Annotated in this window: 12 protein-coding genes; 6 read left to right on the forward strand and 6 right to left on the reverse strand. The window is 67.0% G+C overall.

Translation table 11 applies throughout. The features are described 5' to 3' along the window. Positions 1 to 6: 6 nt before the first annotated feature. From IHE49_RS07630 to IHE49_RS07645, 4 genes are all read right to left on the reverse strand, one after another. Positions 7 to 3,033 carry a TonB-dependent receptor gene (locus IHE49_RS07630; protein ID WP_192156483.1) on the reverse strand — a complete coding sequence of 1,009 codons (3,027 nt, stop codon included), beginning with the start codon at positions 3,031 to 3,033 and terminating at the stop codon, positions 7 to 9. Positions 3,034 to 3,159: 126 nt separating this feature from the next. Then, the gene (locus IHE49_RS07635; protein ID WP_192156485.1) at positions 3,160 to 4,092 is read right to left on the reverse strand and encodes a 1-phosphofructokinase family hexose kinase; all 933 of its coding nucleotides are present in this window, start codon (positions 4,090 to 4,092) and stop codon (positions 3,160 to 3,162) included. Further along, positions 4,089 to 5,015, reverse strand: a complete 927-nt coding sequence (locus tag IHE49_RS07640; protein ID WP_192156487.1) for a carbohydrate kinase family protein — start codon at positions 5,013 to 5,015, stop codon at positions 4,089 to 4,091. Before IHE49_RS07640 ends, IHE49_RS07635 begins: the two co-directional genes overlap by 4 nt. Then, positions 5,012 to 6,214, reverse strand: coding sequence for an SIS domain-containing protein (locus IHE49_RS07645; protein WP_192156488.1), 1,203 nt, complete (start codon positions 6,212 to 6,214; stop codon positions 5,012 to 5,014). The genes IHE49_RS07640 and IHE49_RS07645 overlap by 4 nt, the downstream gene beginning before the upstream one ends. 107 nt (positions 6,215 to 6,321) lie before the next feature. Here IHE49_RS07645 and IHE49_RS07650 point away from each other — a divergent pair, with 107 nt between their 5' ends. From IHE49_RS07650 to IHE49_RS07670, 5 genes are all read left to right on the forward strand, one after another. Next, positions 6,322 to 7,188 (forward strand): fructose-bisphosphate aldolase, encoded by an 867-nt coding sequence (locus IHE49_RS07650; RefSeq protein WP_225578271.1) that lies wholly within the window; start codon positions 6,322 to 6,324, stop codon positions 7,186 to 7,188. Between the two features lie 151 nt (positions 7,189 to 7,339). Next, positions 7,340 to 8,557, forward strand: coding sequence for an amidohydrolase family protein (locus IHE49_RS07655; RefSeq protein WP_192156492.1), 1,218 nt, complete (start codon positions 7,340 to 7,342; stop codon positions 8,555 to 8,557). Continuing rightward, positions 8,554 to 9,369, forward strand: a complete 816-nt coding sequence (locus IHE49_RS07660) for a DeoR/GlpR family DNA-binding transcription regulator (protein WP_192156494.1) — start codon at positions 8,554 to 8,556, stop codon at positions 9,367 to 9,369. The genes IHE49_RS07655 and IHE49_RS07660 overlap by 4 nt, the downstream gene beginning before the upstream one ends. 138 nt (positions 9,370 to 9,507) lie before the next feature. Beyond that, positions 9,508 to 10,377, forward strand: a complete 870-nt coding sequence (locus IHE49_RS07665; protein WP_192156499.1) for a DoxX family membrane protein — start codon at positions 9,508 to 9,510, stop codon at positions 10,375 to 10,377. Positions 10,378 to 10,583: 206 nt separating this feature from the next. Next, positions 10,584 to 11,396 carry a sulfotransferase gene (locus tag IHE49_RS07670; RefSeq protein WP_192156500.1) on the forward strand — a complete coding sequence of 271 codons (813 nt, stop codon included), beginning with the start codon at positions 10,584 to 10,586 and terminating at the stop codon, positions 11,394 to 11,396. 165 nt (positions 11,397 to 11,561) lie between these two features. On the opposite strand, the gene IHE49_RS07675 is transcribed toward IHE49_RS07670, so the two are convergent. Both IHE49_RS07675 and IHE49_RS07680 read right to left on the reverse strand, forming a co-directional pair. Next, entirely contained in the window at positions 11,562 to 13,421 is a 1,860-nt protein-coding gene (locus IHE49_RS07675) for a 7TM diverse intracellular signaling domain-containing protein (protein ID WP_192157094.1), read from the reverse strand. Beyond that, on the reverse strand, positions 13,421 to 14,119 hold the full coding sequence (locus tag IHE49_RS07680) for a response regulator transcription factor (protein ID WP_192156501.1): 699 nt from the start codon (positions 14,117 to 14,119) through the stop codon (positions 13,421 to 13,423). The genes IHE49_RS07675 and IHE49_RS07680 overlap by 1 nt, the downstream gene beginning before the upstream one ends. A gap of 494 nt (positions 14,120 to 14,613) precedes the next feature. On the opposite strand from IHE49_RS07680, the gene IHE49_RS07685 reads away from it, so the two are divergent. Further along, the gene (locus IHE49_RS07685) at positions 14,614 to 24,420 is read left to right on the forward strand and encodes an autotransporter-associated beta strand repeat-containing protein (RefSeq protein ID WP_192156502.1); all 9,807 of its coding nucleotides are present in this window, start codon (positions 14,614 to 14,616) and stop codon (positions 24,418 to 24,420) included. The last annotated feature ends 74 nt before the right edge of the window (positions 24,421 to 24,494 follow it).

Consider the following 24,494-nt stretch of genomic DNA (forward strand, 5'->3'; position numbering starts at 1 on the left):
GCGGGCTCAGTAGTCGTAGGTGACGCCGAACCGCACGTACCGTGGCTGCTGCAGCACGAGTGGCGTGCCGTAGAGCGCGCTGTACGTGGTAGAGCTGCTCGTATTCAGCTCTGGCGACAAGTTGAGCGGCGCCTGACCGTTGAACACGTTGAACACGTCCACGCTGAAGGAGAGCTTGTGGTCGGCGAACGCCGGGCGATAGTGGACACCCAGGTCAAGCTGCTTCACCCAGGGCAAACGTCCCTGCGCTCCCGGAGGCGACGGCTGGCCGTTGCACCAGTGGTAGAGCGAACCGTAGCCAACCGGATCGCTGCCATTGGGGCCGTAGTAACCGAGGCAGTACTTCGGTCCACCCGAGGTCAGGTTGAGGTTGGCCGACACCAGCCACTCCGGCGTGACCGCGTAGTAACCGTAGGCCTTGATCACGTTGGTGTGGTCGTTGCCCTGCGGGCCGTTGGCATACACCATGAGCGGCGGAAAATCCCAGTCCACGTTCTGCGTGCCGCCGATGGCCTTGATGTCGGACTGCCCCTCGCCTTCGCTGTTGCCATAGCTGCGCGAGAAGGTGTAATCGATCTTGGCGTACCACTTGCCGTCGAACGGATGCTCCAGGAAGGTGTCCAGGCCGTAGTAGCGGCGCACGGCATGCGGGAAGCCCATGTCGGCATTGGACATCGTCACGCTGTGGAAAGCTCCGGTCGGATCCTGCACTGCGAAGGTGTTGGCCTCACCCGGATTGATGTAGTAGCAGGTGGCGTTGTTGACGTCGGTGATGCCTTCCGTCGCCGCCTTGGCGACCACAGCCGCCGCATCGCAGTAATCGTCGATGATGTGGCGCAGGATGCGGCGGGTGAGCTTGGCGCCATAGACCCAGCTCGGACCGGCGGTCTTCTGGAAGCCCAGCATGAACTCGTCCTGGTCCATGGCCTTGAGGCTGGTCACCGTCATGGTGCGCGGGTCGGGTGTCTGGCCATAGGCGCCGTCCGCCGAGACGGGTACCGAGACCTGGGTCAGACCGGTCGGCGTGCCGCTGGACGAAATGCCGCTGTACGTGAAGTACTGCTGCGTGGAGACGTAACCATTGGCAGGATCGCCCGGGGCGATCGGCGAGCCGAGGTAGTAGCGGCCAGCGTTGCCGAACACCTTGAAGGAGCTGTCGCCGAACACGTCCCAGCTGAAGCCCAGGCGCGGCGCCCATTGCGGCTTGGTCTGCCGCATATAGGCCAGCGCGCTGGCATTGGTGTTGGTGAAACCGTCGTCGCGCAGGCCGATGGAGAACAGCAGCCTATCGTTGAACTGCCACTGGTCCTCTATGTATTCGGCACGCTCGGTGGAGAACAGGTTGCCGCCCTGGTTGAAGATGTTCTTGGAGACGTAATAACCGCTCGAGCCGTTGGGATAATTGCTCAGCGCGCCCACCCCGAGTGCGGGAACCAGCGGTTGATTCGGCGTGTTGGTGTAACCGTAGCCCCAGTAGTAGCCCGGGCCGGAGGTCAGCTCGTCCTGATCCCTGGCCGCCGTGCGCAGATTGTCGATACCCGCCGTGATCGTGTGATCACCTAGGGCATAGGTCAGCGCGACACGCAGGTTGGTCGTCACGAAGTTCTGACCAGGGTTGGTGATATCGCTGACGTTCTGGTTGTTGGTGATCGGGTTGCCACCGTTCAGCGCCGGATTCTCGTACGTGTAGCCGGCGATATACGTCTCGCTCGGATCGTAGGCGGGATTCTCGCTGTAGCTTCGCGTCTTCATGCTGCCGTACATGGCAGTGAGGGTCAGCTTGTCCGTGATGTAGCCGGTGTACTTCGCCAGCCACAGGTCGCCACCGTGCTTGGTGTTGTTGGCGTAAGACTTGAAGCTCGTATCGGTGAGATTGTTGTAGTCGTAGTTGTAGACGGTGCCGGAGTCTTCGCTCTTTTCCGAGGCGCCCGTCAGCTCCAGCAGGTTGCTGTCGGTGATGTTCCAGTTGACCTTGGCATACCACTTGGGCAGCTTGTCCTTGTAATGCGAGTCGGTACCGGCCTCGACGCTATTGACCGTATTGCCCTGCGTGTTGGTCATCTCGGCCGAGGCGAAGAAGAACAGCTTGTCCTTGATGATCGGGCCGCCGACGTAGAGGTCGTACACCGAGGACCAGTAGTCGTTCTTGCTGTTGGGCTGGTACAGGCGACCGGCCACCGGCGAAGGCGGCAGGCCGTTCGCGTAATCGACGTTGTTCTGGCTCCCGACCATCGACGACGGTTCGTAGAGGAACTGTCCACCGAAATGCCAGTCGTTGGTGCCGCTCTTGCCGATCATGTTGAGCACGCCACCGTCGCTGCGGCCGTACTGCGCGCTGTAGCCGCCGGTATAGACCTCCTCCTGATCGATGGAGCCGTACGGCAGGGTAATGCCGCCTTCGGCAATATTCGGATCGGTGGTGTTGAAGCCGTTGAGGTAGTACGCGTTCTCCGTGGATGATGAACCGCCGAAGCTGATCAGCGGCTCGCCCGTGGTGCTCGCCGCCCCGCCCGCACCGAGGTTGGCTGCCGGTGCCAGCAGCGCGACCGCCTCCGCGGTATGACCCAGCGGCAGCTTGGCCAACTGGTCGGCGGTGAGAACCGTGCGCGAGTCCACCGAGCTGACATCGATCGGCGGCAGGGCATTGGCCGAAACGCTCACCCCCGACAGCTGCTTTGCGTTGGTCGCACTGGCTGCGGCAGCCTCCTCACTGAAGGAGACTTCCGAGCCCACGCCCACCTTCAGCAATACGTTGGCGCGCTGCTGGATGGTCTTGCCATCAAGCATCAGGCTCACCGTGTACGTGCCGATGGGCAACTGATTGGCGTTGTACCGGCCCTGGCTGTCGACGCCGACGGTACGGGTCAAGCCGGAGCCATTGCTGACCATCACGCTCTCGCCAGCCTGCACCGGCACATGGCCGAAAATGCTGCTGGTGGTCGACTGGCCGTGCGCGGCCATGGATGCCAGAAGCAGACCCAGTGCCGATGCCAAACTGGTCTGTCGTAGCAAAACGCTTCTGCCGGATTTCATGATTGCCCCTCTCATAGGATCGCCTTACATGTGGATAGTCGCGAGCCGCTGCACTCCCCGCGCTCGCTAACTGTTCAAACGCCGATGGCTCATCCTCATCGGCAAGCTGGCTGGCTCCGTCTATGCTCAGCGTGTCCATTCCCTCACTTGGATCCGGCCGAGCAATGCCTCGACCTGATCCGGACGTACGTAACCCGTTTCCACATCCATAGCGTTGGCGGCACCGCAGGCCACCGCGAGGCGCAGCGCCTCGCGCAAGGGCTCGCCGCGCGCAAGCGCCACCGCCATGCCGGCCAGGAAGCAATCGCCCGAACCGACGGTGTTGCGCACCTGCTCCAGCTCCACCGCGGCATGCCACGCACCGCTGTCGTCCATGCCCACGGCGCCCAGCGCGCCAAGGCTCAATACCGGCATCGCCACGCCACGCGCATGGAGTTCGCGCAGCGCGACAACCGCAGCGTCGACGCTGTCGATGGCGCGGCCGAACAAGGCCTCGGCTTCGTCGCGGTTCGGCTTCAACAGGAAGGGCCGCGCCGCCACCGCCTGCTTCAATACTTCGCCGCTGGCGTCGATCAGGCAGCGCTTGCCGGCGGCGCGTACCTGCTGCGCCAGTTCGGCATAGGTGCCAGCGGCCAGGCCACGCGGCAGGCTGCCGGAGATCACCACCAGATCGCTTTCTTCCAGCGCACGACGGAAGGCACGCTGCAAGGCCGCGTTGTCGCGCTCGCCCAGCTCCGGCCCCTGCCCCAGCACTTCGGTGATCTGCCCGTGCGCGTCCTGCAATGCGATGCAATGGCGCAACGGCGCGTCGATCTCCACGCCGTGGAACAGCACCCCACGTTCGCTCATGCGGCGTGCGGTGAGATTGCGGTGCGCGGCGTCGATCAAGCCGATCAGCTGCACGGGCTCGCGCAATGCGGCGACGGTCTGCGCTACGTGCAAGCCCTTGCCGCCCGGCAGCACCTGCTCGTGCACCGTGCGATTGACTTCGCCGACGCGCAGTTCGCTCACCTGCATCAGGTGGTCGATGGCGGTGTTGATGCCGAGTACGGCAATCACGGCGCGGACTCCAGCAGAGCTTCCAGCTCGCCCGCATCGGCCTGTCGCGCCGTGCCGCCCACGCCACGCGTGGAAAGCGCGCCACAGGCGTTACCCCAGCGCATGGCGTCAACCAGCGGACGACCGCACAGCCACGCGTGCAGGAAGCCGGCATCGAAGGAATCGCCGGCACCGGTGCTGTCCACCGCACTCACTTTGAATGCCGGCGATTCGAGCAGGTCGCCCGCGTGACCCAGCGTGGCGCAACCGTATCGACCGAGCTTCACCACGATGCGGGTGCGACCATTGTCCAGCGCACGCAAGCCATCAAGCGGCGAAACGCAGCCGCTGATACCTGCAAGCTCCTTGTCATTGGGCAGGAACAGATCGACCTCGGCGAGCAGGCCTAGCCATTCGTTGCCCCAGCGCTGTTCGGGATCGAAGCCCGGGTCGAGCGAAGTGCTCAATCCCTGCGCACGTGCGCGCGCGAACAAGGCCTTCAGATCCGGCCGCAGCGCACCCTGCAGGTAATACGACGATACGTGCAGGTGATCGGCGCCTGCCAGCAGTGCATCTTCGATGTCATCGGCGCGCAACGCGCCAATGGCGCCGGCGAAGGTCACCAGCGCGCGATCGCTGTGCGTGGAAAACGATGCGGTGATGCCGGTGCGCAGCGCGGGATCGCGTTGCACCGCAGTCACGTCGATGCCGGCGTTCTGCAGCGCCGACACGCAGAAATCGCCCCAGCCGTCCGCCCCCGTCCTGCCGGCGAAGGTGACCTTGCCGCCCAACCGCGCCAGCCCCATCGCGCAGATCATCGAGGAGCTGCCCGGCACGACCTGCGCGTCCTCGGCCAGTACTTCGTGCCCAGGCGCAGGAAACGACTGGCAGTCCCGGAACACCAGGTCGACATTGAGTTCGCCGGCGACGAGGATGCGCTTCACGCATTGCCTCCCGCGTGCAACGCGAAGGCTTCGACCACGCGGGTGAGCACGCCTTGCGAGGGCGTGTCCGGCTTGCCGCCCAGCGCCAGGCAGCGGAAGAACGCCAGCACCTGCCCCACGGCCACGTCGGCGAGCAGCGGCAGCGCGTCGTCGCTGGCCTGCAGGCCCTGCAGATCCACCACCACGTCCTGCGCACCGATCACGTCGTCGGCAATGCCCTCGCCAACCAGCACGCGCACCGTGCCCAGCTGCTTGCGGGTGAGTTCGCGCAGCAAGTCGTATTCATAGGCCCGCACCGCCGGATCGGGCGAGAGATAAGCCACCACGAGGGTGTTCCCGTCGAGGCTGGACATCGGACCGTGGCGCAGGCCGAGGAAAGTTTCGGCCATCGTGATGACCTTGCCGCCGGTCATTTCCAGCATCTTCAGTGCGGCCTCGCGCGCGGCGCCCAGCGCGCCGCCACTGCCGAGGTACACGGCCTGCTCGAAGTTGCGATGGGCGACGGCCGCCAGCGCAGCGGACTGGTGATCGAACACGTGCTGCACGCAATCGGCGAGGCGTTTCACGCCGTCCTGCCATTCGGCGGTATCGGCGCGACCGCCCAGGGCGCTGCCGGACAACACCAGGTTGGTGAAGCTGCTGGTCATCACCAGACTGCGGTCATTGGTACGCTCGTCCAGCACCAGCGTCGTGTAATGCGGCGAACTCTCATACTGCGTGGCGAGCTTGCCGTTGGCGTTGCAGGTGATGGCGAGATGGCTCCAGTCCGGCGCGTGCGCCAGCAACTGGTCCACCACGGCGGAGCTTTCCGGGCTGTCGCCCGAGCGTGCGATCGAGATCAGCAGGCCACCGCCCGGCGGCAGCGCCCTGCGATGCGTGAGCAGGGTGCCTGCGGGAATCGCCAGCACCGGCACGCCCAGCGTCTGCTGCAGATCCGGAGCTATGCATTCGCCGGCATAGATCGAACTGCCCGAACCAGTCAGCACGACGTGCGCAGGGCGCGGCGTCAGCGCGGCCTGCAATTGCGCGCGTATCGAGGGCTCGCGCAACAGCAACGCCGTGGCTTGCCAGGTCGCCGGTTGCTGCAGGATTTCGCGCAGGGTATCGGCATAGCCGCGCTCGCGCTGCATCGCCGGAGCAGCAGCCTTCAATGCGGCAAAACTGTCGATTTCTTTCGTTTTGGTTTCGAGTATTGACATTTGACTCATTTCGTCCGAATGTGAAGCCATTCGTCCACCAGCCCAGCGTATTCGAAATGAATCAGAACTTACAAGTCCCTTCGCAAGCTTCCGAAAAGTTTTCGAAATTGCCGCTCTCGCATGGCAAGCGCACGCGCCTGTGGCGCCTTCTGTACGGCTCCGGCCCGAAGAACGGCAGCCTGCTGGTGCTGCCGCTGGACCAGGGCCTCGAGCACGGCCCTACCGATTTCTTTCCCCACCCGCCCGCCGTGGATCCCAGCTACCAATTCGAGATGGCCGCGGCGGGCGGCTTTTCTGCCATCGCGCTGGGCATCGGCCTGGCCGAGAAGTACATGACCGAGTACTGCGGCCGCGTGCCGCTGATCCTCAAGCTCAACGGCAAGACCAACATCCCCAGCGACGCCGAGGCCACCTCGCCGCTGTTCGCCTCGGTGGAGGACGCCGTGCGCCTGGGCGCCGAGGCGGTGGGCTACACCATGTACGTGGGCTCGCCGCGCCAGGGTGACGAGTTCCACCAGTTCGAGAAGGTACGCCAGGATTGCGAACGCTACGGCATGCCGCTGGTGGTGTGGTCGTACCCGCGCGGCAGCGCGGTCAATGCCAAGGGCGGCACCAATACGCTGTACGCGCAGGACTACGCTGCGCGCGTGGCGCTGGAAATGGGCGCCGACCTCGTGAAGCTGCACGAGCCGAACGACAGCGTGGCCAACGTGCCGGCGCCCTACGACAAGTTGCAGGAAGATTCCGCTGCCCGTTGCGCCCGCGTGGTGCGTTCGGCCGGCCGCACCATGGTGCTGTTCTCCGGCGGCGAGAAGAACGACGACGATGCGGCGGTGCTGCGCAAGGTGGAGCACTACATGCAGAGCGGCGCCACCGGCGTGATGTTCGGCCGCAACATGTGGCTGCGCCCGTTCGATCAGGCGGTTGCCCTGGTTCGCCAGGTGCACGGCATCATGGCAAAGTACCCGCGCTGACGCCTGCCCCCCCTCTCCCCCGGGGGAGAGGGCTGGGGTGAGGGGCCAATCTTGCGGCACGCTTCCAACGAAGCAGTTCGCACTAGCATCCTCGTCGCAAGCACCCGCCCCTCACCTCAATCCTCTCCCCGAGGGGAGAGGGAGAAAAACGATGACCCACCAGAAAGCCTGCCTCTGCTGCGCCCCGCCCACCGGCGCCGGCACCGTGCGCATCGAGAACAGCAGCAAGAACCCGCTGCAGACCGCGCGCGACGACAGCAAGGGCGAGTTGCGCCTGAAGGATTTCAAGCCGCGCAGCATGCTGCGCGTGCCACAGACGCGCATCGAGCGCCCGCGCTTCCCGGTGATCGACGTGCACGCGCACCTGACCTGGTCGAAGAACGTACGCAGCGGCGTCTCGGTAGGCGATGAAATCACCGTGTTCACCACGCCGGAAGAACTGCTGCCGGTGATGGACCGCAAGGGCGTGCGCACGCTGGTGAACCTCACCGGTGGTGTCGGCAAGGGCCTGGAGGAAAGCATCCGTTTGTTCGACCAGGCTGCCCCGGGGCGCTTCCTCACCCTCACTGAACCCTCGTTCGCGCTGTTCCCCGAGGCGGACTATCCGCAACGCCAGGCCGACGCCATCGCGCACGCGCACCGCATCGGCGCCCGCGGCCTGAAGCTGCTGAAGACGCTGGGCCTGTACCTGCGCGAACGCATCGACGAAGGCCCGCTGGTGGGCGTGGACGACCGCCGCTTCGACCCGATGTGGGAAACCTGCGCCGCGTATGACATGCCGGTGTTCCTGCACGTCTCCGACCCCGAGGCCTTCTTCCTCCCCACGGACGGCGAGAACGAGCGCTACGAGGAACTGGCCAACCACCCGGACTGGTCGTTCTACGGTCCCGAGTTCCCCAGCCACCAGGAACTGATCGCCGCGCGCGACCGCATGATCGCGCGCCACCCGAAAACCACTTTCGTGCTGCTGCACGTGGGCAACAACGCCGAAAACCTCGCCGCCGTCGAGTCCTGCCTGGAGCGTTTCCCCAATACTCTGGTGGACATCAGCGCGCGCATCGGCGAACTGGGGCGCCAGCCGCGCATCGCGCAGCGCTTCTTCGACCGCTACCAGGATCGCATCCTGTTCGGTACCGACGCGGTGCCCTCGCCCTGGGGCGACGATGTGCCGCAGCAGCTGTTCGGCGACGCGCTGTACGAGATCTACTACCGTTTCCTCGAAACCGAGGACGAATACTTCGATTACGCCCCCGCTGACGTGCCCCCGCAGGGGCGCTGGTCGATCTACGGCTTGAAGCTGCCGGACACCGTGCTGCGCAAGGTCTATCATGACAACGCCGCCCGACTCCTGCATATTGCTGCCGAATGAGCAAAGCCCAGACCACCAGACCCGCCGCCAAACCCCGCCATCGCCTGCTGCTCGGCGAGCGCCGCCGCCTGATCGTTGAGCACGTGGAAGAGCAAGGCCGCGCCACGGTGGAGGAGCTGGCGAAGAAGTTCCACACCTCCGCCGTCACCATCCGCGCCGACCTCGAAGCCCTGGCGAATGCCTCGGCCATCGTGCGCTCGCATGGCGGCGCGCTGCCGGTAGTGCCGGTCAGCAGCGACATCCCGCTCAACATCAAGGAAACCCGCCACCACGCGCAGAAGCTGCGCATCGGCCAGGCGGCGGCGGCGATGATCCGCGACGGCGAGACCATCATCCTCGACTCCGGCTCCACCACGGTGGAGATCGCGCGGCAGATCCGCCAGCGCCGCTTCGAATCGCTCACCGTCATCACCAATGCGCTGAACATCGCGCTGGAGCTGTCTGGCCAGCCGTCGATACGCGTGATGATGCTGGGCGGCCTGCTGCGCCAGACCTCCTATTCGCTGGTCGGCCCCGACGCGGAGCATGCACTGGCCAAGCTTTCCGCCGACCGCCTGTTCCTCGGCGTGGACGGCCTCGATCCCGAGGTGGGCGTGACCACGCCCGATCCGCTGGAATCCGCGCTCAACGCCTTGATGATACGCGTGGCGCGGCAGACCGTGGCCGTGTGCGACTCCAGCAAACTGGGCCAGCGCAGCCTGTCGGTGATCGCGCCGGTGCGCCTCGTGCACAAGGTGCTCAGTGACGCCGGTGCGCCGGCGGAAGTCGTCGAAGCGCTGCGCAACGCCGGGGTGCAGGTCGAACTGGTCTGAGCCTCGTCGGAAGGTCCTGGGCGAAAGTCCCGCCATCCATCGCGGCACCTGCTTCCGTACTGCGGTCTATTGTCTGGAAGAACCAGCCTGATTAGGCTCGACGCCTTGTGCTCGCGCAGCTTCGCAAGAGGATGGGTGATGGACGCAACATCCGGTGTGGGTAGCGGGCGCACGGCGGCGCCCGCATGGCTGGCGGCATGCCTGGCCGCAGGTGCCGGCAACCAGATCGCGCGCGGCATGGGCCCCGGCCGCGTATTGCTGGCGCTGGTGATGATTGCGCTGGGCTTGCGCGGATTGCTGTTCGGCGACTTCGCCGGCATCTGGCAACGCATCCCGATCGCGCATCTTCCGGCACACGATTTCTTCGTCTACCTCGCGGCGCTGGTCGAGCTCGCGACAGGTGCCGGCATGCTGGTTCCGCGCGTTGCGAAGGCGGCGGCCGGCCTGTTGTCGGTGTTCGCGCTGCTGTGGATGGTGCTGCTGAAATTCCCTGCTGTCATCTATGCGCCTGCGATGGAGGCGACCTGGCTGGGTGCGGGCGAGATCGCGGCGATCCTTGCCGGCGCGTGGATCGTCTTCGCCTCGCTGGCGAAGCCCGACGGGCACTTCTTCGCGGGCCGCCGCGGCATCCGCAACGCGCGGCTGCTCTTCGTACTGGCCCTGCCGACCATCGGCCTCTCGCACTACTTCTACGCCGACATCACTGCGGGCTTCGTTCCCGCGTGGCTGCCGTGGAGGCATGGCTGGGCCTACCTGACCGGCGCAGGCAGCCTGGCCACGGCACTGGCCATCCTGTTCGCGGCATGGCCGCGCCTGGCGGCCGTGCTGGAAGCGGCCATGCTGGGCGTCATCACCTTGCTGGTCTGGCTGCCACCGTTGCTCGCACATGCACACGACACGGATGCGTGGTCGGCCTTCCTGATGTCCGGCGCCATCGCCGCAGGCGCGGCGGCCGTCGCGGATTCCTATCGCGGCATCGGCTGGACGGCACGGGGCCCGCACCACTGAATCGCGCGCCCCAGGCGCAGGCCCGGGCCACGCAAACCGGCCCGTCATTCCGCTCCGAGTCGGCATGATGGGCAAAAGCCGGGAGCGTGCTTGGTGCCATTCCTCTGTTTTGGGGATATCCGGACTCGCCGATACCGGCTAACGTGGCGCCGGACACTTTCGTCGCGGCCCATAGGCGGTCGCTTCGCCCAACGGCAAGAGGCTCCATGTTCCAGCGCATCCATTTCATCTCGGGCCTGCCACGATCGGGTTCCACCCTGTTGTCCGCCCTGCTGTGCCAGAACCCGCGCTTCCAGGCCGGCATGAGCGGCCCGCTGGCCGGCCTGTTCGGCGCCCTGCTCGGCGAAATGAGCGCCCGCAACGAGTTCTCCGTTTTCATCGACGATGCCCAGCGCAAGCGCGTGCTGCGCGGCGTGTTCGAGCAGTTCTACGCCGACACGCCGGCCGAGGTGGTGTTCGACACCAATCGCGGCTGGTGCACCCGCCTGCCCGCGCTGTCGCACCTGTTTCCCCAGGCCAGGGTGATCGCCTGCGTGCGCGACGTGCCGTGGATCGTGGACAGCATCGAACGGCTGATCCGCAGCAACGCCTTCCAGCCGTCCTCCATCTTCAACTACGCCCCCGGCGGCACCGTGTTCACCCGCGCCAACGGCATCGCCGGAGGCGAGGGCATGCTGGGCTACGCCTACGACGCGCTGAAAGAGGCCTACTTCGGCGAGCACGCCGACCGCCTTCTGCTGGTGCAATACGAAACCCTCACCAGCGATCCGGCCAAGGCGCTCAGGGCCGTCTACGACTTCATCGGCGAGCCGGCCTTCCAGCACGACGTCGAGCACATCGAATACGACGCCAGCGCCTTCGACGCCAAGGCCGGCACGCCGGGCCTGCACACGGTGCGCCCGCGCGTGCAGGTCAACGAGCGCGCCACCATCCTGCCGCCCGACCTGTTCGCGCGCTTCGCCAACGACGCGTTCTGGCGCGAGCCCAAGCTCAACCTGCGCGGCGTGCGCATCGTCTGACGAAACCCTGCTTGCCCCTCTCCTGCGGGAGAGGGCCTAGGTAAGGGTCCGGCCTGCGCACAATACCGCGCTACGCCCGAACCCCCACCCGTCCTGCAGGCACCTTTTCCCGGAGAGAGAAGGGAAAAGCTCAACGCCCCGTTTCACTCCCGAAGGGAGAGGGATTCACTGCCCGGCCAACGGGTACGTGATGCTCGACTCCACCACCGTGCCGCCCGCCCCGGAATCCACGTCGAAGCTGGCACCCAAGCGCTCGGCACGCGCGGCCATGCTGCGCATGCCCACCGAGATGCCCGCGCTGCGCACGGCCTCCACGTCGAAGCCGCGGCCATCGTCCGCGACGCGCACGGTGAGCCTGCCCGGTCGAGTCTCCACGTCCACCCGCACGCGGCGCGCCCGGCTGTGCTTGATGACGTTGGCAAGCGCCTCCTGCACCAGGCGCGTCAGGCCGATGCATTGCAGCGCGCTGGGCTGGCCCTGCCAAAGCGGAGAGACCTGCCAGACGGAATCCACCTCCATCTCGTCGAAGATGTGCGTAAAGCGGTGGCGCAGCGGCGCGGCCCACTGCACCGGCGTGTCGGGCACGCTGGCACCCGCGCTGGAACCGTGGTCGATCACTTCGCGCAGGTCGTCGTGCAGCACCTTGAGCATCGACAGCACGCGCTCATTGGGCAGCGGTGCCGACTGTTCCAGCAGCGCCATGCTGCGCATCAGGCTGCCGCCCAGGCCGTCGTGCAGGTCGTGGGCGATCTCCATGCGTTCCTGCAATTTGGCGTGGTCGAGCGCATGCGCATGCTCGCGCGCCAGCACCTGGGCGAGTTCGGCGCGCGCCTGCTCGACATGCGCCACCAGCTCGGCATTGAAGCCCTCGATGCGCCGCATGCCGGTGGCCAACCGGCCGCCCAGCAGCAGGGCCATGCACACCGTGGTCACGGGGGCCGCGACGGCCGCCCAGCTTTCGTCCGCGGGATGTCCGCCGAACACCATCAGCAGATCGTGTACACCCACCACCACGAACACCAGCCAGCACAACGCCAGCAGCACATGCTGCGGCTCGCGCGTGCGCCAGGCGTGCCACTGGAACTGCAGGCAGGTGGCGAAAAACACCAGGGCGAAGCTCAGCCACACCACGGGAAAGACCACCGGCACCATGGCGACCGGCGCCAGCAGCGCCGCCGCCGCGCCGGCGACGGTCAGGCCCCATAGCGTGCGCTCCACGCGCGGTATCGCCTGCCCGCCAAAGCGCCAGGTGAAGAGGCAGAAGCACAGCACGTAGAACGCGAAGACGGCGACGTTCACGCGCGACATGCCCAGCGCATTCGCGAACGGCCACGAGCTGGTGGCCAATATCGTGTAGAGGTAAGCCATCCAGGCCAGCGACATCAACGCGTACCAGCCGAAGGCGCGTTCCTTGCGGCGCAGACACCACACCACGCCGAACAGGCATCCCACCGACATCGACAACCCGGCCGAGAGATCGAACACCCTGCGCTGCCGCCACTGGTGATGCACCTGCACGGCCTCTACCTCCGCCGCCGGCCCGATGCGCAGCCCCCACAACCCGGGGGACAGCGCCGAAACGCCCACCAGGCGCACCCACACCGTATTCATCCCGGCATGCAGGCTGGATGCGGGCAGCGGCCACCAGCGCGGGATGTTCCAGCTGCGCGACAGCGGCTCCACCAGCGAGGCATCGCGCCATAGCAGGTCGTCGTTGATGAAGACCTCGCCTGCCATGTTCATGCCGTCGATGCCTAGCCCCATCGGCTGCGCGGCATCGGCACCCGACGCGCAATCACGCATCCAGTCGATGCGGTACCACGCCGAACCGTCGTAGCCCGGCCAGCGGCTGTCCCAGCCGTCAGGCAGCTTGACGCTCTCCCAGCCTTGCGCGGGGCGCGCCCCGTCGGGTGCGCGCGCCACCCGCACCGCCACGATATGCGCCATGCACCCCTGTTCGGCCAAAGCCCGGCAAGGCAGCAAGCCCGCCGCCAGCAGCAGGCCCCACACCACCAGCCAGCGCATCACGCCAGGAAACCCCGGGAGCGGGCCGCGCCCACGGCACCCATACGTGTGGAAACCATGAGCTTGCGGTAGATGCCTTTGACGTGGTCGTTCACGGTGTGGCGGGAAATGGCGAGCTGCTCGGCGATCTCGCGGTTGGTGAGGCCTCCGGCCACCCGTCGCAGGATCTCCGCTTCGCGCTTGGTCAGCGTTTCTTCCAGCAGGGCATCCGCCGCGGGTGCGGGCGCAGCCACGGGTTTGGGGGGCGGCAGCAGATCCAGGATGCGGCGTGCGATGAACGGATCGATGGACACGCCGCCGCGCAACACGTTGCGGATGGAGAACGAAACCTCCGCGTCGTCGCGGCCCTTGAGCACGTAGCCCGTAGCCCCGGCGCGGAAGGCGTCGAGGATGGCGTCCTCCGCGCTCCACCCCGAGACCACCAGGACGGCCGGTTGCGGGTCCTGCGCGCGCAACTCGGGCATCAGCGCCAGCCCGTTGCCATCCGGCAGCTTCAAATCCAGCAGCACCAGCGCCGCCGGCCGCACGGCCAAGCAGGCGCGCGCCTGCGCCAGCGACGCGGCGGACATCACCGCATCCGCCGCATACCCCAACCCCACCAGCACGCGGTGCAACCGCTGCTGCAGCAGGGGTTCGTCTTCCACGATCAGGACGGGGGCGGGCAAGGGATCGGCTGCAGGGGGATTGGTGTCAGTCATCAGCACACAAGTCTAGCGGTTTTGCCCCTTCCCCCAACCACACCCGACGAGCCTGGGTTGGCTCGCTGTCCGGGTGAAAGCCAGAGAGGCGCGAAGTGCACGGACAAGGACGACTCCGTCGACACATGCCCCCCCATTTGGGGGATGGGCGCAAGCCGCGCGCAACGTTAATGTGAACACCATCACACAATCGACGGCTACCCAGCCGCCCCATGGGAAGGGGGCTCCCCATGCACCAGCGTATCCACCCGCTTCATCCACGGCTTGCCACGCGCAACCGACTCGCGTTGCAACGCCGGCATGGGCCACCCGCCTAGGCCATCGCGCCCACTTGCACCCCTGAGGCATGCACGTCACCTGAGCCACCCCACCGGGTGGTCGTGTCGTGCTCCGTCTCCCCTCGCCTCCACCCATTCCCAACCTCGCCCTGCGCTGTGCAGTGACGAGGGGCTGCACCCACCACATCGACAACGCAACATCACAGGGGCTACACCATGAACCGCATCTACCGTCTCGTCTGGAACCGCGCGCTGCGCGTGCTGCAGGTCGCCTCCGAATTCGCGCACTCGCAAGGCGGCGCGGCCACCGGTGAAGGCACGTCGCCGATGCGCAGGCATCCGCTGGCGCTGGCCTTGAGCATGGTGTTGGGCGTGGCGTTGGGGGTCGTTGCGCCGCAGGCGGCCGCGCAAACCGTGGGTGGGCGAGGCGGCACGAGCGGTGCCAGTGCCGGCGCGGGCGGCAGCAGTGGTGCGGGCGGCGCGGGTGGCAGCGGTGCCAGGGCCGGATACAGCAGCAACAACTACGGCAGTGGTGGTCAGGGCAGCAATGGCTTCACCGGTGCGGGCGGCTCGGGCGGACTCTATGGCGCGCATGTGATTGGAGCCTCCTACACAACACTCGGCAGCATCACGGCCATTGGCGGCCAGTATGGTGGCAGCGACTCCGCGTCAGGCCACAGCGGCGGCGGCGGCGGCGGCGGCGGCGTGGGTGTGTACATGAACGGCAGCGCCCCGGTTCTCCATGTCTCAAGCGGCATGGGTGTCACCGGCGGCTACGGCGGCGCAGGTGGCGCGGCCAGCAGCGGCTTCGGCGGCGGCGGCGGCGGCGGCGGCAATGGCGTACTCGCCACAAACGGAGCCACGCTCTACAACTACGGCACCATCACCGGCGGCGCAGGTGGCGCAGGTGGCAACGGCGGCACCTCGGGCGGCGGCGGTGGCGGCGGCGGCAACGGCATTGCCGGCTACGGCGTCACCATCAACAACCGAGGCACCATTACCGGCGGTGCGGGCGGCGCAGGCGGGACCGGCAGTTCCGGCAACGCTGGCAACGCCGGCGGCAACGGTGACGCTGTGTTGTTCACCGGCGGCAGCAACCATCTGAATCTGTTCGATGGCTCCGTGTTGAATGGCGCGGTGGAAGTGACGAACGTTGCCAGCGCCACCATCACCAGCGACGCTGTCAGCGCTCCGAATCTTTCCGGCGGCACCATCAATGGCGTGGCCACCTCCACTGCGCTGATCGACAACGGCACCACCACGATCAACGCCACCAGCAGTGCAATCACCATCTCCGGAGCCATCACAGGCAACGGCAGCCTGATCGCCAACTCCGGCACGCTCACGCTGACTGGTGTCAACACTTTCTCCGGCTCCACCAGCACCAACAGTGGCGGTACGCTGAAACTGTCCGGCAACGGCAGCCTCTCTGACTCGAGCATCTACGACAACGGCACGTTCGACATCAGCGGCACCACCAACGGTGCGTCCATCCCCTCGCTCAGCGGCAACATCGGCACGGTGACCCTCGGCAGCAAGACGCTCGCGCTCACCAACGCCAGCGGCACCTTCAGCGGCGCGATCAACGGCAGCGGCGGCCTGGCATTGAGCGCCGGCACCGAAACCCTCGCCGGCAACAACGGCTTCACCGGTGCCACCACCATCAACGGCGGCACGCTGGCGTTGAGCGGCAGCGGCAGCATCGCCCAGTCCTCCAACGTGGTCTTCAGCGGCGCGGCGGGGACGTTCAACATCAGCGGCACCACCAGCGGCGCGACCATTGAGGCGCTCAACGGCGGCGGCACGGTGAACCTCGGCAGCAAGGCGCTCACGATCAGCGGCAACGGCGGCACCTTCGGCGGCGTGATCCAGGGCAGCGGCGGCAGCCTGACCATAGGCAGCGGCGCCTCGCTCACGCTCACCGGCAACAACACCTACACCGGCGGCACCACCATCAATGGCGGCATGCTAACGATCAGCAGCGATGGCAACCTCGGCGCGGCCACTGGCAGCCTCACGCTCTCCAATGCCGGAGAGCTGTACGACCAAAGCACATCCAGCGTCACCTCTACAAGAACCGTCAACCTGAGTGGTACCGGTGGCGAAATCTTCGATGTCGTTGGCGGCGGCAACCTCACTCTGGCAGGTCAGGTGACTGGCGCAGGTACGCTGGCCAAGAGCGACTACGGCACACTGGTACTGAGCAACACCAGCAACAACTACAGCGGCGGCACCACCATCAGCGGTGGCGGTACCGTGTCGGTGTCCAGCGACGCCGACCTCGGCGAGGCACCCGCCGGTGTCGGCGACACCACGGGCCACCTCAACTTTGGCGGCGGCTGGCTGCAAACCACGGGAAACTTCACCTCGGCCCGCTCGATCAATGTGCTAAACGGCGGCAGTACCGAAGGCGCATGGATCAATGTTGGCGATGACACCAACGGCACCCCCACCACGCTGACGCTCAGTGGCAACGTCAACGGCCTCGGTACCAACCCGACCCTGAACCTGTCAGGCGGCAGCGGCTCGGTCGTCTATACCGGCACCAGCAGCAACACGCAGTGGATGCTGCAAGGTGGCCAGCAGTTGACGCTGGGCGGCAGCATCACGCCCTACTCCGGCACCATCAATGCCGTGGTTCTCTCCGGCAGCAGCAACACGTTCACGCTGGAAAGCGGCTATCAGCTTGGCGGCAACGTGTTCAGCAACGGCGGTGGCGACACGCTGGCGCTGGGTGGCAGCGGCGCGGCCTCGTTCGACGTGTCGCAGATCACCACCAACTCGCCCTCGTCGTACACCGGCACGCCGCAATTCTTCAACTTCAACAACTACGCCAAGACCGGCACCAGCACGTGGACGCTCACCGGCAATGGCAGCCAGACGTGGACGGTGGCAGCTGGAACCTTGCAGGGCGACCCCAACTCGCTGGCCGGCAACGTCACGGCGGATTCCGGCGCCACGGTGGCATTCGACGTGGGCAGCGGCAACGCCAATACCGGCGGCGCCAGCACCGGCACTTACAGCGGAAACCTCAGCGGCGGCGGCACGCTCGTCAAGATCGACGACGGCACGCTGACCCTCAACAACACAGGCGCCAGCTTCGGCGGCACCACAGACATCAAGGGCGGCGAACTGCTGGTGGGCAACAGCAGCGTGCTGCTCTTCAGCGGCAGCGTGACCATCGAGGATGGCGCCACGCTGGGGCTGGCCGATGGCGTCGGCCTCAACAACACCGTCGTGCTGAACGGCAACGCCAGCGTCGATGTGGCATCCGGCACCGGCACCTTGTACTCAAATCTGGCTGGCTCCACTGGTTCACTGACCAAAACCGGTGCGGGCACCCTGACGTACTACGGCGGCAGCATCTACACCGGCACCACCACCATCAGCGCCGGCACACTGGCGCTGGCCGGCGGCGGCAACATTGCCAGTTCGTCCAGCGTGGACGTGGGCAGCGGCGCGATACTCGACGTCAGCGGCGACAGCGGTGCCATTCACATCACGAGTCTGGCAGGCAGCGGCAACGTCGCACTCGGCAGCGCCCGTCTCGTGTTCACCAACGCCAACGACACGTTTGGTGGCGCGATCCAGGACAACGGCATACACGGTGGCAGCGCCGCCAGTGTCGTCGCGGATGGCGGCACCGAAACGCTCACCGGCGCCAACAGCTATACCGGCGACACCATCATCGACGCGGGCGCAACGCTGGCGCTGGCCGGCTCGGGCAGCATCGCCAGCTCCGGCGGCGTGGAAGTCGACGGCACGCTGGACATCAGCAGCACCACCAGCGGCGCGTCCATCAACGACCTGACCGGCGGCGGCAGCGTGAAGCTGGGCGGCCAGAAACTGCAACTGGCTGGTGGCGGCAACTCGTTCGGCGGCGTCATCGGCGACGCTGGAGGCGCCACCACGGGCACTGGCGGCCAGCTGGAACTCGTCAGCGGCACACAGACACTCACTGGCGGCAACACCTACACAGGCGCCACCACCATCGATTCCGGCGCGACTCTGCTTCTGGCCGGCACGGGTAGCATCGCCAGCTCCAGCGATGTGGTCGCCAACGGCTCGCTCGACATCAGCAGCAGCGCCAACCTCGACGTATCCATCACCAGTCTGGACGGCGGCAGCAGCGGCAATGTGTATCTGGGCGGCAACACGCTCACGCTGACCAGTGCCACCGGCACGTTCAACGGCACGATCAGCGACATGGGCGGAACCATGGGCGGCATCGGCGGCAAGCTCGTCATCGACGGCGGCAGCGAAACGCTCACCAACGCAAACACCTACACCGGCGGCACCACCCTCAGCAGCGGCACGCTGACGGTGGGCAACAGCTCTGCACTGGGCACCGGCACGCTGAACATGGCGGCGGGCACCACCCTGGTGCTCAGCAACGGCGTGGCCGTTGCCAATGCGCTCACCATCAACGGCGACCCCACCATCGAAGTGGATGGCAGCGACAGCGCCACCTACAGCGGCATCATTTCCGACGGCACCCCGGCCGGCACGCTGGAGAAGACCGGCACGGGCACGCTGTCGCTCACCGCCGCCAACACCTACACCGGCGCCACGGACATCGTGGGCGGTACGCTGACGCTGTACGGCGGCAGCATCGCCGCTTCGTCCGACGTGAACGTGGGCAGCGGTGCCACGCTTGATACGTCCAACGAGGGCAATGCCTACATCACCTCGCTCGATGGCAGCGGCAGCGTCCACCTTGGTCAAAGCCACCTCACGCTTACCGATGCCAGCGGGACGTTCAGCGGTGTGATCTCCGACGGCGGTGCAAGCAACACCGGCAGCCTCGAAGTGAGCGGCGGCACGGAAACGCTCAACGGCATCAACACCTACACCGGCCCAACCACGGTGGACAGCGGCGCCAGCCTGATGGTGGGCGATGCCTCGAACACCACGGCACAAGTGGCCGGCAACGTGGTGGTGAACGGCGACGGCACGCTGAGCGGCCACGGCAGCATCCTTGGCAACGTGACGCTGAATGATCTGGCCACCCTGGCATTGGGTGGCACCGGCAACACCAACGACACCGCCCTCGGCACGCTCACGGTCGGCAGCCTCACCGCCGCCAACGGCAGCATCATCGACATTGCCTACGGCGCACCGACCTCGGGCGACAGCATCCAGGTCAACGGCGCCCTGGCATTGGACGGCGCCACGCTCAACGTCACCAACGCCGGCATCATGGGGCCGGGCGTGTACAAGGTGATCAGCTACACCGGCACGCTCACCCAGCTCAATGGCGGCCTCACCCTTGGCACCACGCCGAGTGTGCAGTCGCTGGCCCTGCAGAGCCTTGCTGGCCAGATCAACCTGGTGGACAGCACCGGCGTCACGCTCAACTACTGGAACGCCAACGGCGCGGCCAGCGCCACGCAGATGGGTGGCGGCAGCGGCTCGTGGGGTACCACCTCCAGCACCAACGGCACCAACGGCGCCAACTGGACGAACGCCGACGGCAGCGCCGCCAACGGCACGTGGGTCAACGGCAACTTTGCCGTGTTCGGCGGCACGGCGGGCACGGTGACGGTGAACGGCAGCGTGGATGCCACCGGCATGCAGTTCGCGGTGGACGGCTACACGGTGAACGGCAACTTCCAGTTGGATCCCACCACCGATGGCAGCACCACCACCGCGCCCGTCATCCGCGTGGGTGACGGCAGCGCCGACGGCGCAAGCATGACCGCCACCCTCAACAGCAGGCTCACCGGCACCGACGGCTTCACCAAGACCGACCTCGGCACGCTGGTGCTGACCGGCAACAGCCAGAACTCGTTGAGCGGCGGCATCACCGTGGCCGGCGGCACCTTGCAGCTCGGCTCGACCAGCGCCAGCCAAGCCGGCTTTCTGAACACCCCCATCAGCATGGACAGCGACACCACGCTGGTAGTGGACGACGGGCGTGTGTGGAGCCTCAACGCCACCGGCAGCACATTGAACGGCACCAACACGGTTTCGGGTGCGGGCTTTACCGCCACCATCAACGCCAGGGGCAGCGTGAGCGGTGGCTGGGGCAATGTCAGCGGAACAGGTACAACCGCCGGCACCGGCGGCGCAGGCATCTATTTCGGCGCCAGCAGCAGCGCCAATACCCTGAACAACGCCGGCTACGTTAAAGGTGGCGGCGCCAGCTATTCTCCAAACGCCGTTGGCGGCAACGGCGGCGCGGGTGTCAGCGGCACCGGCTTTTCCGTCAACAACGCACCCGCGGTGGTCAGCGGCACCACGTTGTCGTCGGCCCTCATCAAGGGCGGCGGCGGCGGCTTCAGCGACATCGGCGGCGGCGCGGGCGGCGCGGGCATCAGCGGCAGCAACTTCACCGTCAACAATGCCAAGGGAGCATACGTCCGCGGCGGCATGGGCGGCGCCACCTATGCCGATGCCAGCGCCACCGCCTCACGCGGCGGCGCAGGCGGCGCAGGCATCGCCGGCAGCGGCTTCACCGTCAACAACGCCGGCAGCATCGCCGGCGGCTTCGGCAACTACACCACGGGCCCAGGTGGCAGCAGCGGCACGGGTGGCGTGGGCGGCGCGGGCATCGACGGCAGCGGCATCACCCTGACCAACACCAGCACCGGCATCATCTTCGGCGGCACCGGCGGCGGCAACTACGCCAATGGCGCCAGCGGCAACGGCGGTGCGGGCGTGCAGGTGGAAGCCAGCAGTAACCAGGCCACGATCGCCAACGCCGGCACGATCAGCGGCGGCGTGGGCGGCAATGGCGTCATCATCAACGGATCAGCCGGTGGCACCGGTGCCACCGGCACGGCAGGCACCAACGCCAGCGCAGCGGGCAGCAACGGCGGCAACGGTGGCGTGGGCGGCAACGGCACCGACGGCACCGCGGGTACCAACGGCGGCAATGGCAGCAATGGCGGTGCAGGCGTGAGTGGCACCAACTTCGCCATGACCAACACCGGCACCATCGCCGGTGGTGAAGGTGCCTATGGCAGCGATGGTGGCACCGGCGGCAATGGCGGCGCGGGTGGCGCGGGTGGCGCGGGCGGCGCGGGTGCTATGGGCACTCCTGGCGTTGGGGGCATCCCCGGCATGACCCTACCGGGTCCTGGCGGTACCACCCTGACCCTTCCAGGTATTCCCGGCACCCCTGGCGGCGCAGGCGGCAACGGTGGGGACGGAGGCACCGGAGGCAATGGCGGCAATGGCGGCAATGGCGGTAACGGTGGCAACGGCGGCAACGGCGGAGCCGGCGTCAGCGGCAGTGATTTCACCCTGACCAATACGGGCAGCATCGTCGGCGGCAATGGCGGCACGGGCGGCAGCGGCGGTGCCGGAGGCGCAGCAGGCGCCGCAGGCTATGGCGGCGCCGGCGGCACCTTGGGCGTCGGTGGCATGAGCGGCGGCTATGAATCAGCCCCTGGTATCAATGGAACCACCGGCAACGTCGGCAGCAACGGCAATGCCGGCATGGCGGGCACCGCTGGCAGCAACGGTACCGGCGGCCTCGGCGGCGTGGGCCTGATCGCCACGGGCAACAGCAACGTGACCAACGTCGGCAGCATCGCCGGCGGCAAGGCCGATGGCGGCAGCGGTGCGCAGGCGGATGCGGTGGAGTTCTCCGGCGGCGGCAACACGCTGACGCTGGAAAGCGGCTACAGCTTCACCGGCAATGTCATCAGCAGCAGCGGCACCACCAACGGTGGCGACACGCTGGCGCTGGGCGGCAGCACCAACGCCACGTTCGACCTGTCGCAGATCGTTGCCACCACACCCACGGGCTGGACCGGCACGGTGCAGTACGACGGCTTCGCCAACTTCGCCAAGACCGGCAGCAGCACCTGGGTCGTCACCGGCAGCACGGCGTCCACCGCAACCTGGACGATCAGCGACGGCACACTGCAAGTGGGCAGCGGCCACAACGGCGGCGACGGCGCGTTGACCGGCAGCGTCACCGACAATGCCGCGCTGGTATTCGACAACGCAGCCGCCAGCACGTATGCCGGCGTGATTTCCGGCAGCGGCACGTTGACCCAGCAAGGCGCGGGCACGCTCACGTTGACGGGTGCGAACACCTACACCGGCGGCACCACGATCAGCAGCGGCACCTTGCAGGTCGGCAACGGCGGTTCGGCCGGCTCGATCACCGGCAACGTGGCGGACAACGGCACGCTGGCCTTCAAGCTCTCCGGCGATACGACCTTCGCCGGTGCGATTACCGGCAGCGGCGCGCTGGTGCAGAACGGCAGCGGCACGCTCACCTTGACCGGCGCCAACGACTACACCGGCGGCACCACGATCAACACGGGTACGCTGGTGGCCAGCAGCGCAAGCCTGCCGGGCAAGGTCACCGACAACGCGGCACTGGTGTTCGACCAGGCCAGCGACGGCACCCTCGCCGGTGCCATCGCCGGCAGCGGCAGCTTGACCAAGAGTGGTGCGGGCATCCTGATCCTCGACGGCGACAGCAGCGCGTTCGCCGGCACGACGACCGTGCAGGCCGGCATGCTGGAAGTGGGCGATGCATCCACGCCGTCGGCCGCGCTGGGCAGCAACGTCACCGTCAACAGCGGCGCCACGCTGCGCGGCCACGGCAGCATCGGCGGCAACGTGGTCAACAACGGCACAGTGTGGCCGGGCGGCTCCATCGGCACGCTGACGATTGCGGGCAACTACACGCAGGCCAGCAACGCCACGCTGGACATCGAAGTCGGCGCGACGGCCGCTTCGGAACTGAAGGTGGGCGGTACGGCCACGCTGGCCGGCACGCTGGCGCTGACCGTCGACGCCGGCACCTACACGCAAGGCCAGCAGCTCACATTGCTTTCGGCCGGCAGCGTGAACGGCACGTTCGGCAGCACCACCATCGCGGGCGCGTCGAACTTCGCTTTCCTCACGCCCACCGTGAGTTACGCGGGTAACAACGTGGCTCTGACCCTGACGATGGCACGCAACAACGTCAGCTTCCCCTCCGTCGGACAGACGCCGAACCAGACCGCGACCGCCGCCGCCACGCAGGCGCTGGGCACGGGCAATCCGGTGTACGACGCGGTGGTTACGCTGAATGCCGCCACCGCCCGCTCGGCCTTCGCCCAGCTCGGCGGCGAAATCCACGCCTCCACCCGCACCGCGATCATGGACGACGACCACTACGTGCGCGACGCGATCAACCAGCACATCGCCGGTCAGAGCAACGACGCCAACGGCCTCAACGTCACCGATGCCGACGGCATCACGGCCTGGACGTCCACGTGGGGCCACTGGGGCAGCCACGACGGCAACAGCAACGCCTCGACCATGGATTCCAACGGCAGCGGCCTGCTGTTCGGCGCCGATCTGCCGCTGGGCACGGCACGTCTCGGCGCAGTGATGAGCACGGGCGAAGGCAGCACGCGCATCGACGCGCAAGGCTCGGCCGCACACACCCTCGACCAGCACCTCGGCGTCTATGGCAGCGCGCAGACCGGTGCCCTGCTGTGGCAGGGCGCGGCGATCTACGGCTGGCAGAAGGTGGACACCCATCGCGCCATCGACTTTGGCTCGTTCGACGGCGTCGCCGACAGCAGCTACCACGCGCACACCGCACAGGCGTACCTCGATGGCAGCCTGCCGTTCGTGCAGGGCAACACCACGTTGGCGCCGTTCGCCAACCTGGCAGTGGAACGCCTGAGCACGCCGAGCGTGCAGGAGAACGGCACGCCGGCCGCGCTCGATGTGGCGGGTCAGGACAGCACCGTGGGCTACGGCACGCTGGGCCTGCGCGCCAGCTTCGACCTCGGCGCGGCGAACCACGGCCTGCATGCCCACGCCAGCCTCGGCTGGCAACATGCCTGGGGCGACGTGTTGCCGGTGGATACGATGCGCTTCGCCAGCGGCAGCGACAGCTTCGACATCACCGGTACGCCGGTGCTGCGCAATGCCGGCGTCGCCAACGTGGGCATCAGCTTCACCATCGCGCCCAACGTGACGGTGGATGGCACCTATCAGGGCCAGTTCGGCAAGCAGTCGCGCGACCAGTCCGGCCGCATCAGCCTGGACTGGAAGTTCTGACGGATAGGAGCAAAAAGCCCTCCCCGCAAGGGGAGGGCTTCCGGAGTGACCCTCGATTTTCCAACGAAGCGTTT

It is taken from the genome of Rhodanobacter sp. 7MK24, from assembly GCF_014842995.1.
Lineage (GTDB): Bacteria > Pseudomonadota > Gammaproteobacteria > Xanthomonadales > Rhodanobacteraceae > Rhodanobacter_A.

What these genes read in the sequence shown, in the direction of transcription:
- IHE49_RS07630 (WP_192156483.1), bottom strand. Translation starts at nt 3,033, where the DNA reads ATGAAATCCGGCAGAAGCGTTTTGCTACGACAGACCAGTTTGGCATCG.
- IHE49_RS07645 (WP_192156488.1), bottom strand. Translation starts at nt 6,214, where the DNA reads ATGTCAATACTCGAAACCAAAACGAAAGAAATCGACAGTTTTGCCGCA.
- IHE49_RS07655 (WP_192156492.1), top strand. Translation starts at nt 7,340, where the DNA reads ATGACCCACCAGAAAGCCTGCCTCTGCTGCGCCCCGCCCACCGGCGCC.
- IHE49_RS07660 (WP_192156494.1), top strand. Translation starts at nt 8,554, where the DNA reads ATGAGCAAAGCCCAGACCACCAGACCCGCCGCCAAACCCCGCCATCGC.
- IHE49_RS07665 (WP_192156499.1), top strand. Translation starts at nt 9,508, where the DNA reads ATGGACGCAACATCCGGTGTGGGTAGCGGGCGCACGGCGGCGCCCGCA.
- IHE49_RS07670 (WP_192156500.1), top strand. Translation starts at nt 10,584, where the DNA reads ATGTTCCAGCGCATCCATTTCATCTCGGGCCTGCCACGATCGGGTTCC.
- IHE49_RS07675 (WP_192157094.1), bottom strand. Translation starts at nt 13,421, where the DNA reads ATGCGCTGGCTGGTGGTGTGGGGCCTGCTGCTGGCGGCGGGCTTGCTG.
- IHE49_RS07680 (WP_192156501.1), bottom strand. Translation starts at nt 14,119, where the DNA reads ATGACTGACACCAATCCCCCTGCAGCCGATCCCTTGCCCGCCCCCGTC.
- IHE49_RS07685 (WP_192156502.1), top strand. Translation starts at nt 14,614, where the DNA reads ATGAACCGCATCTACCGTCTCGTCTGGAACCGCGCGCTGCGCGTGCTG.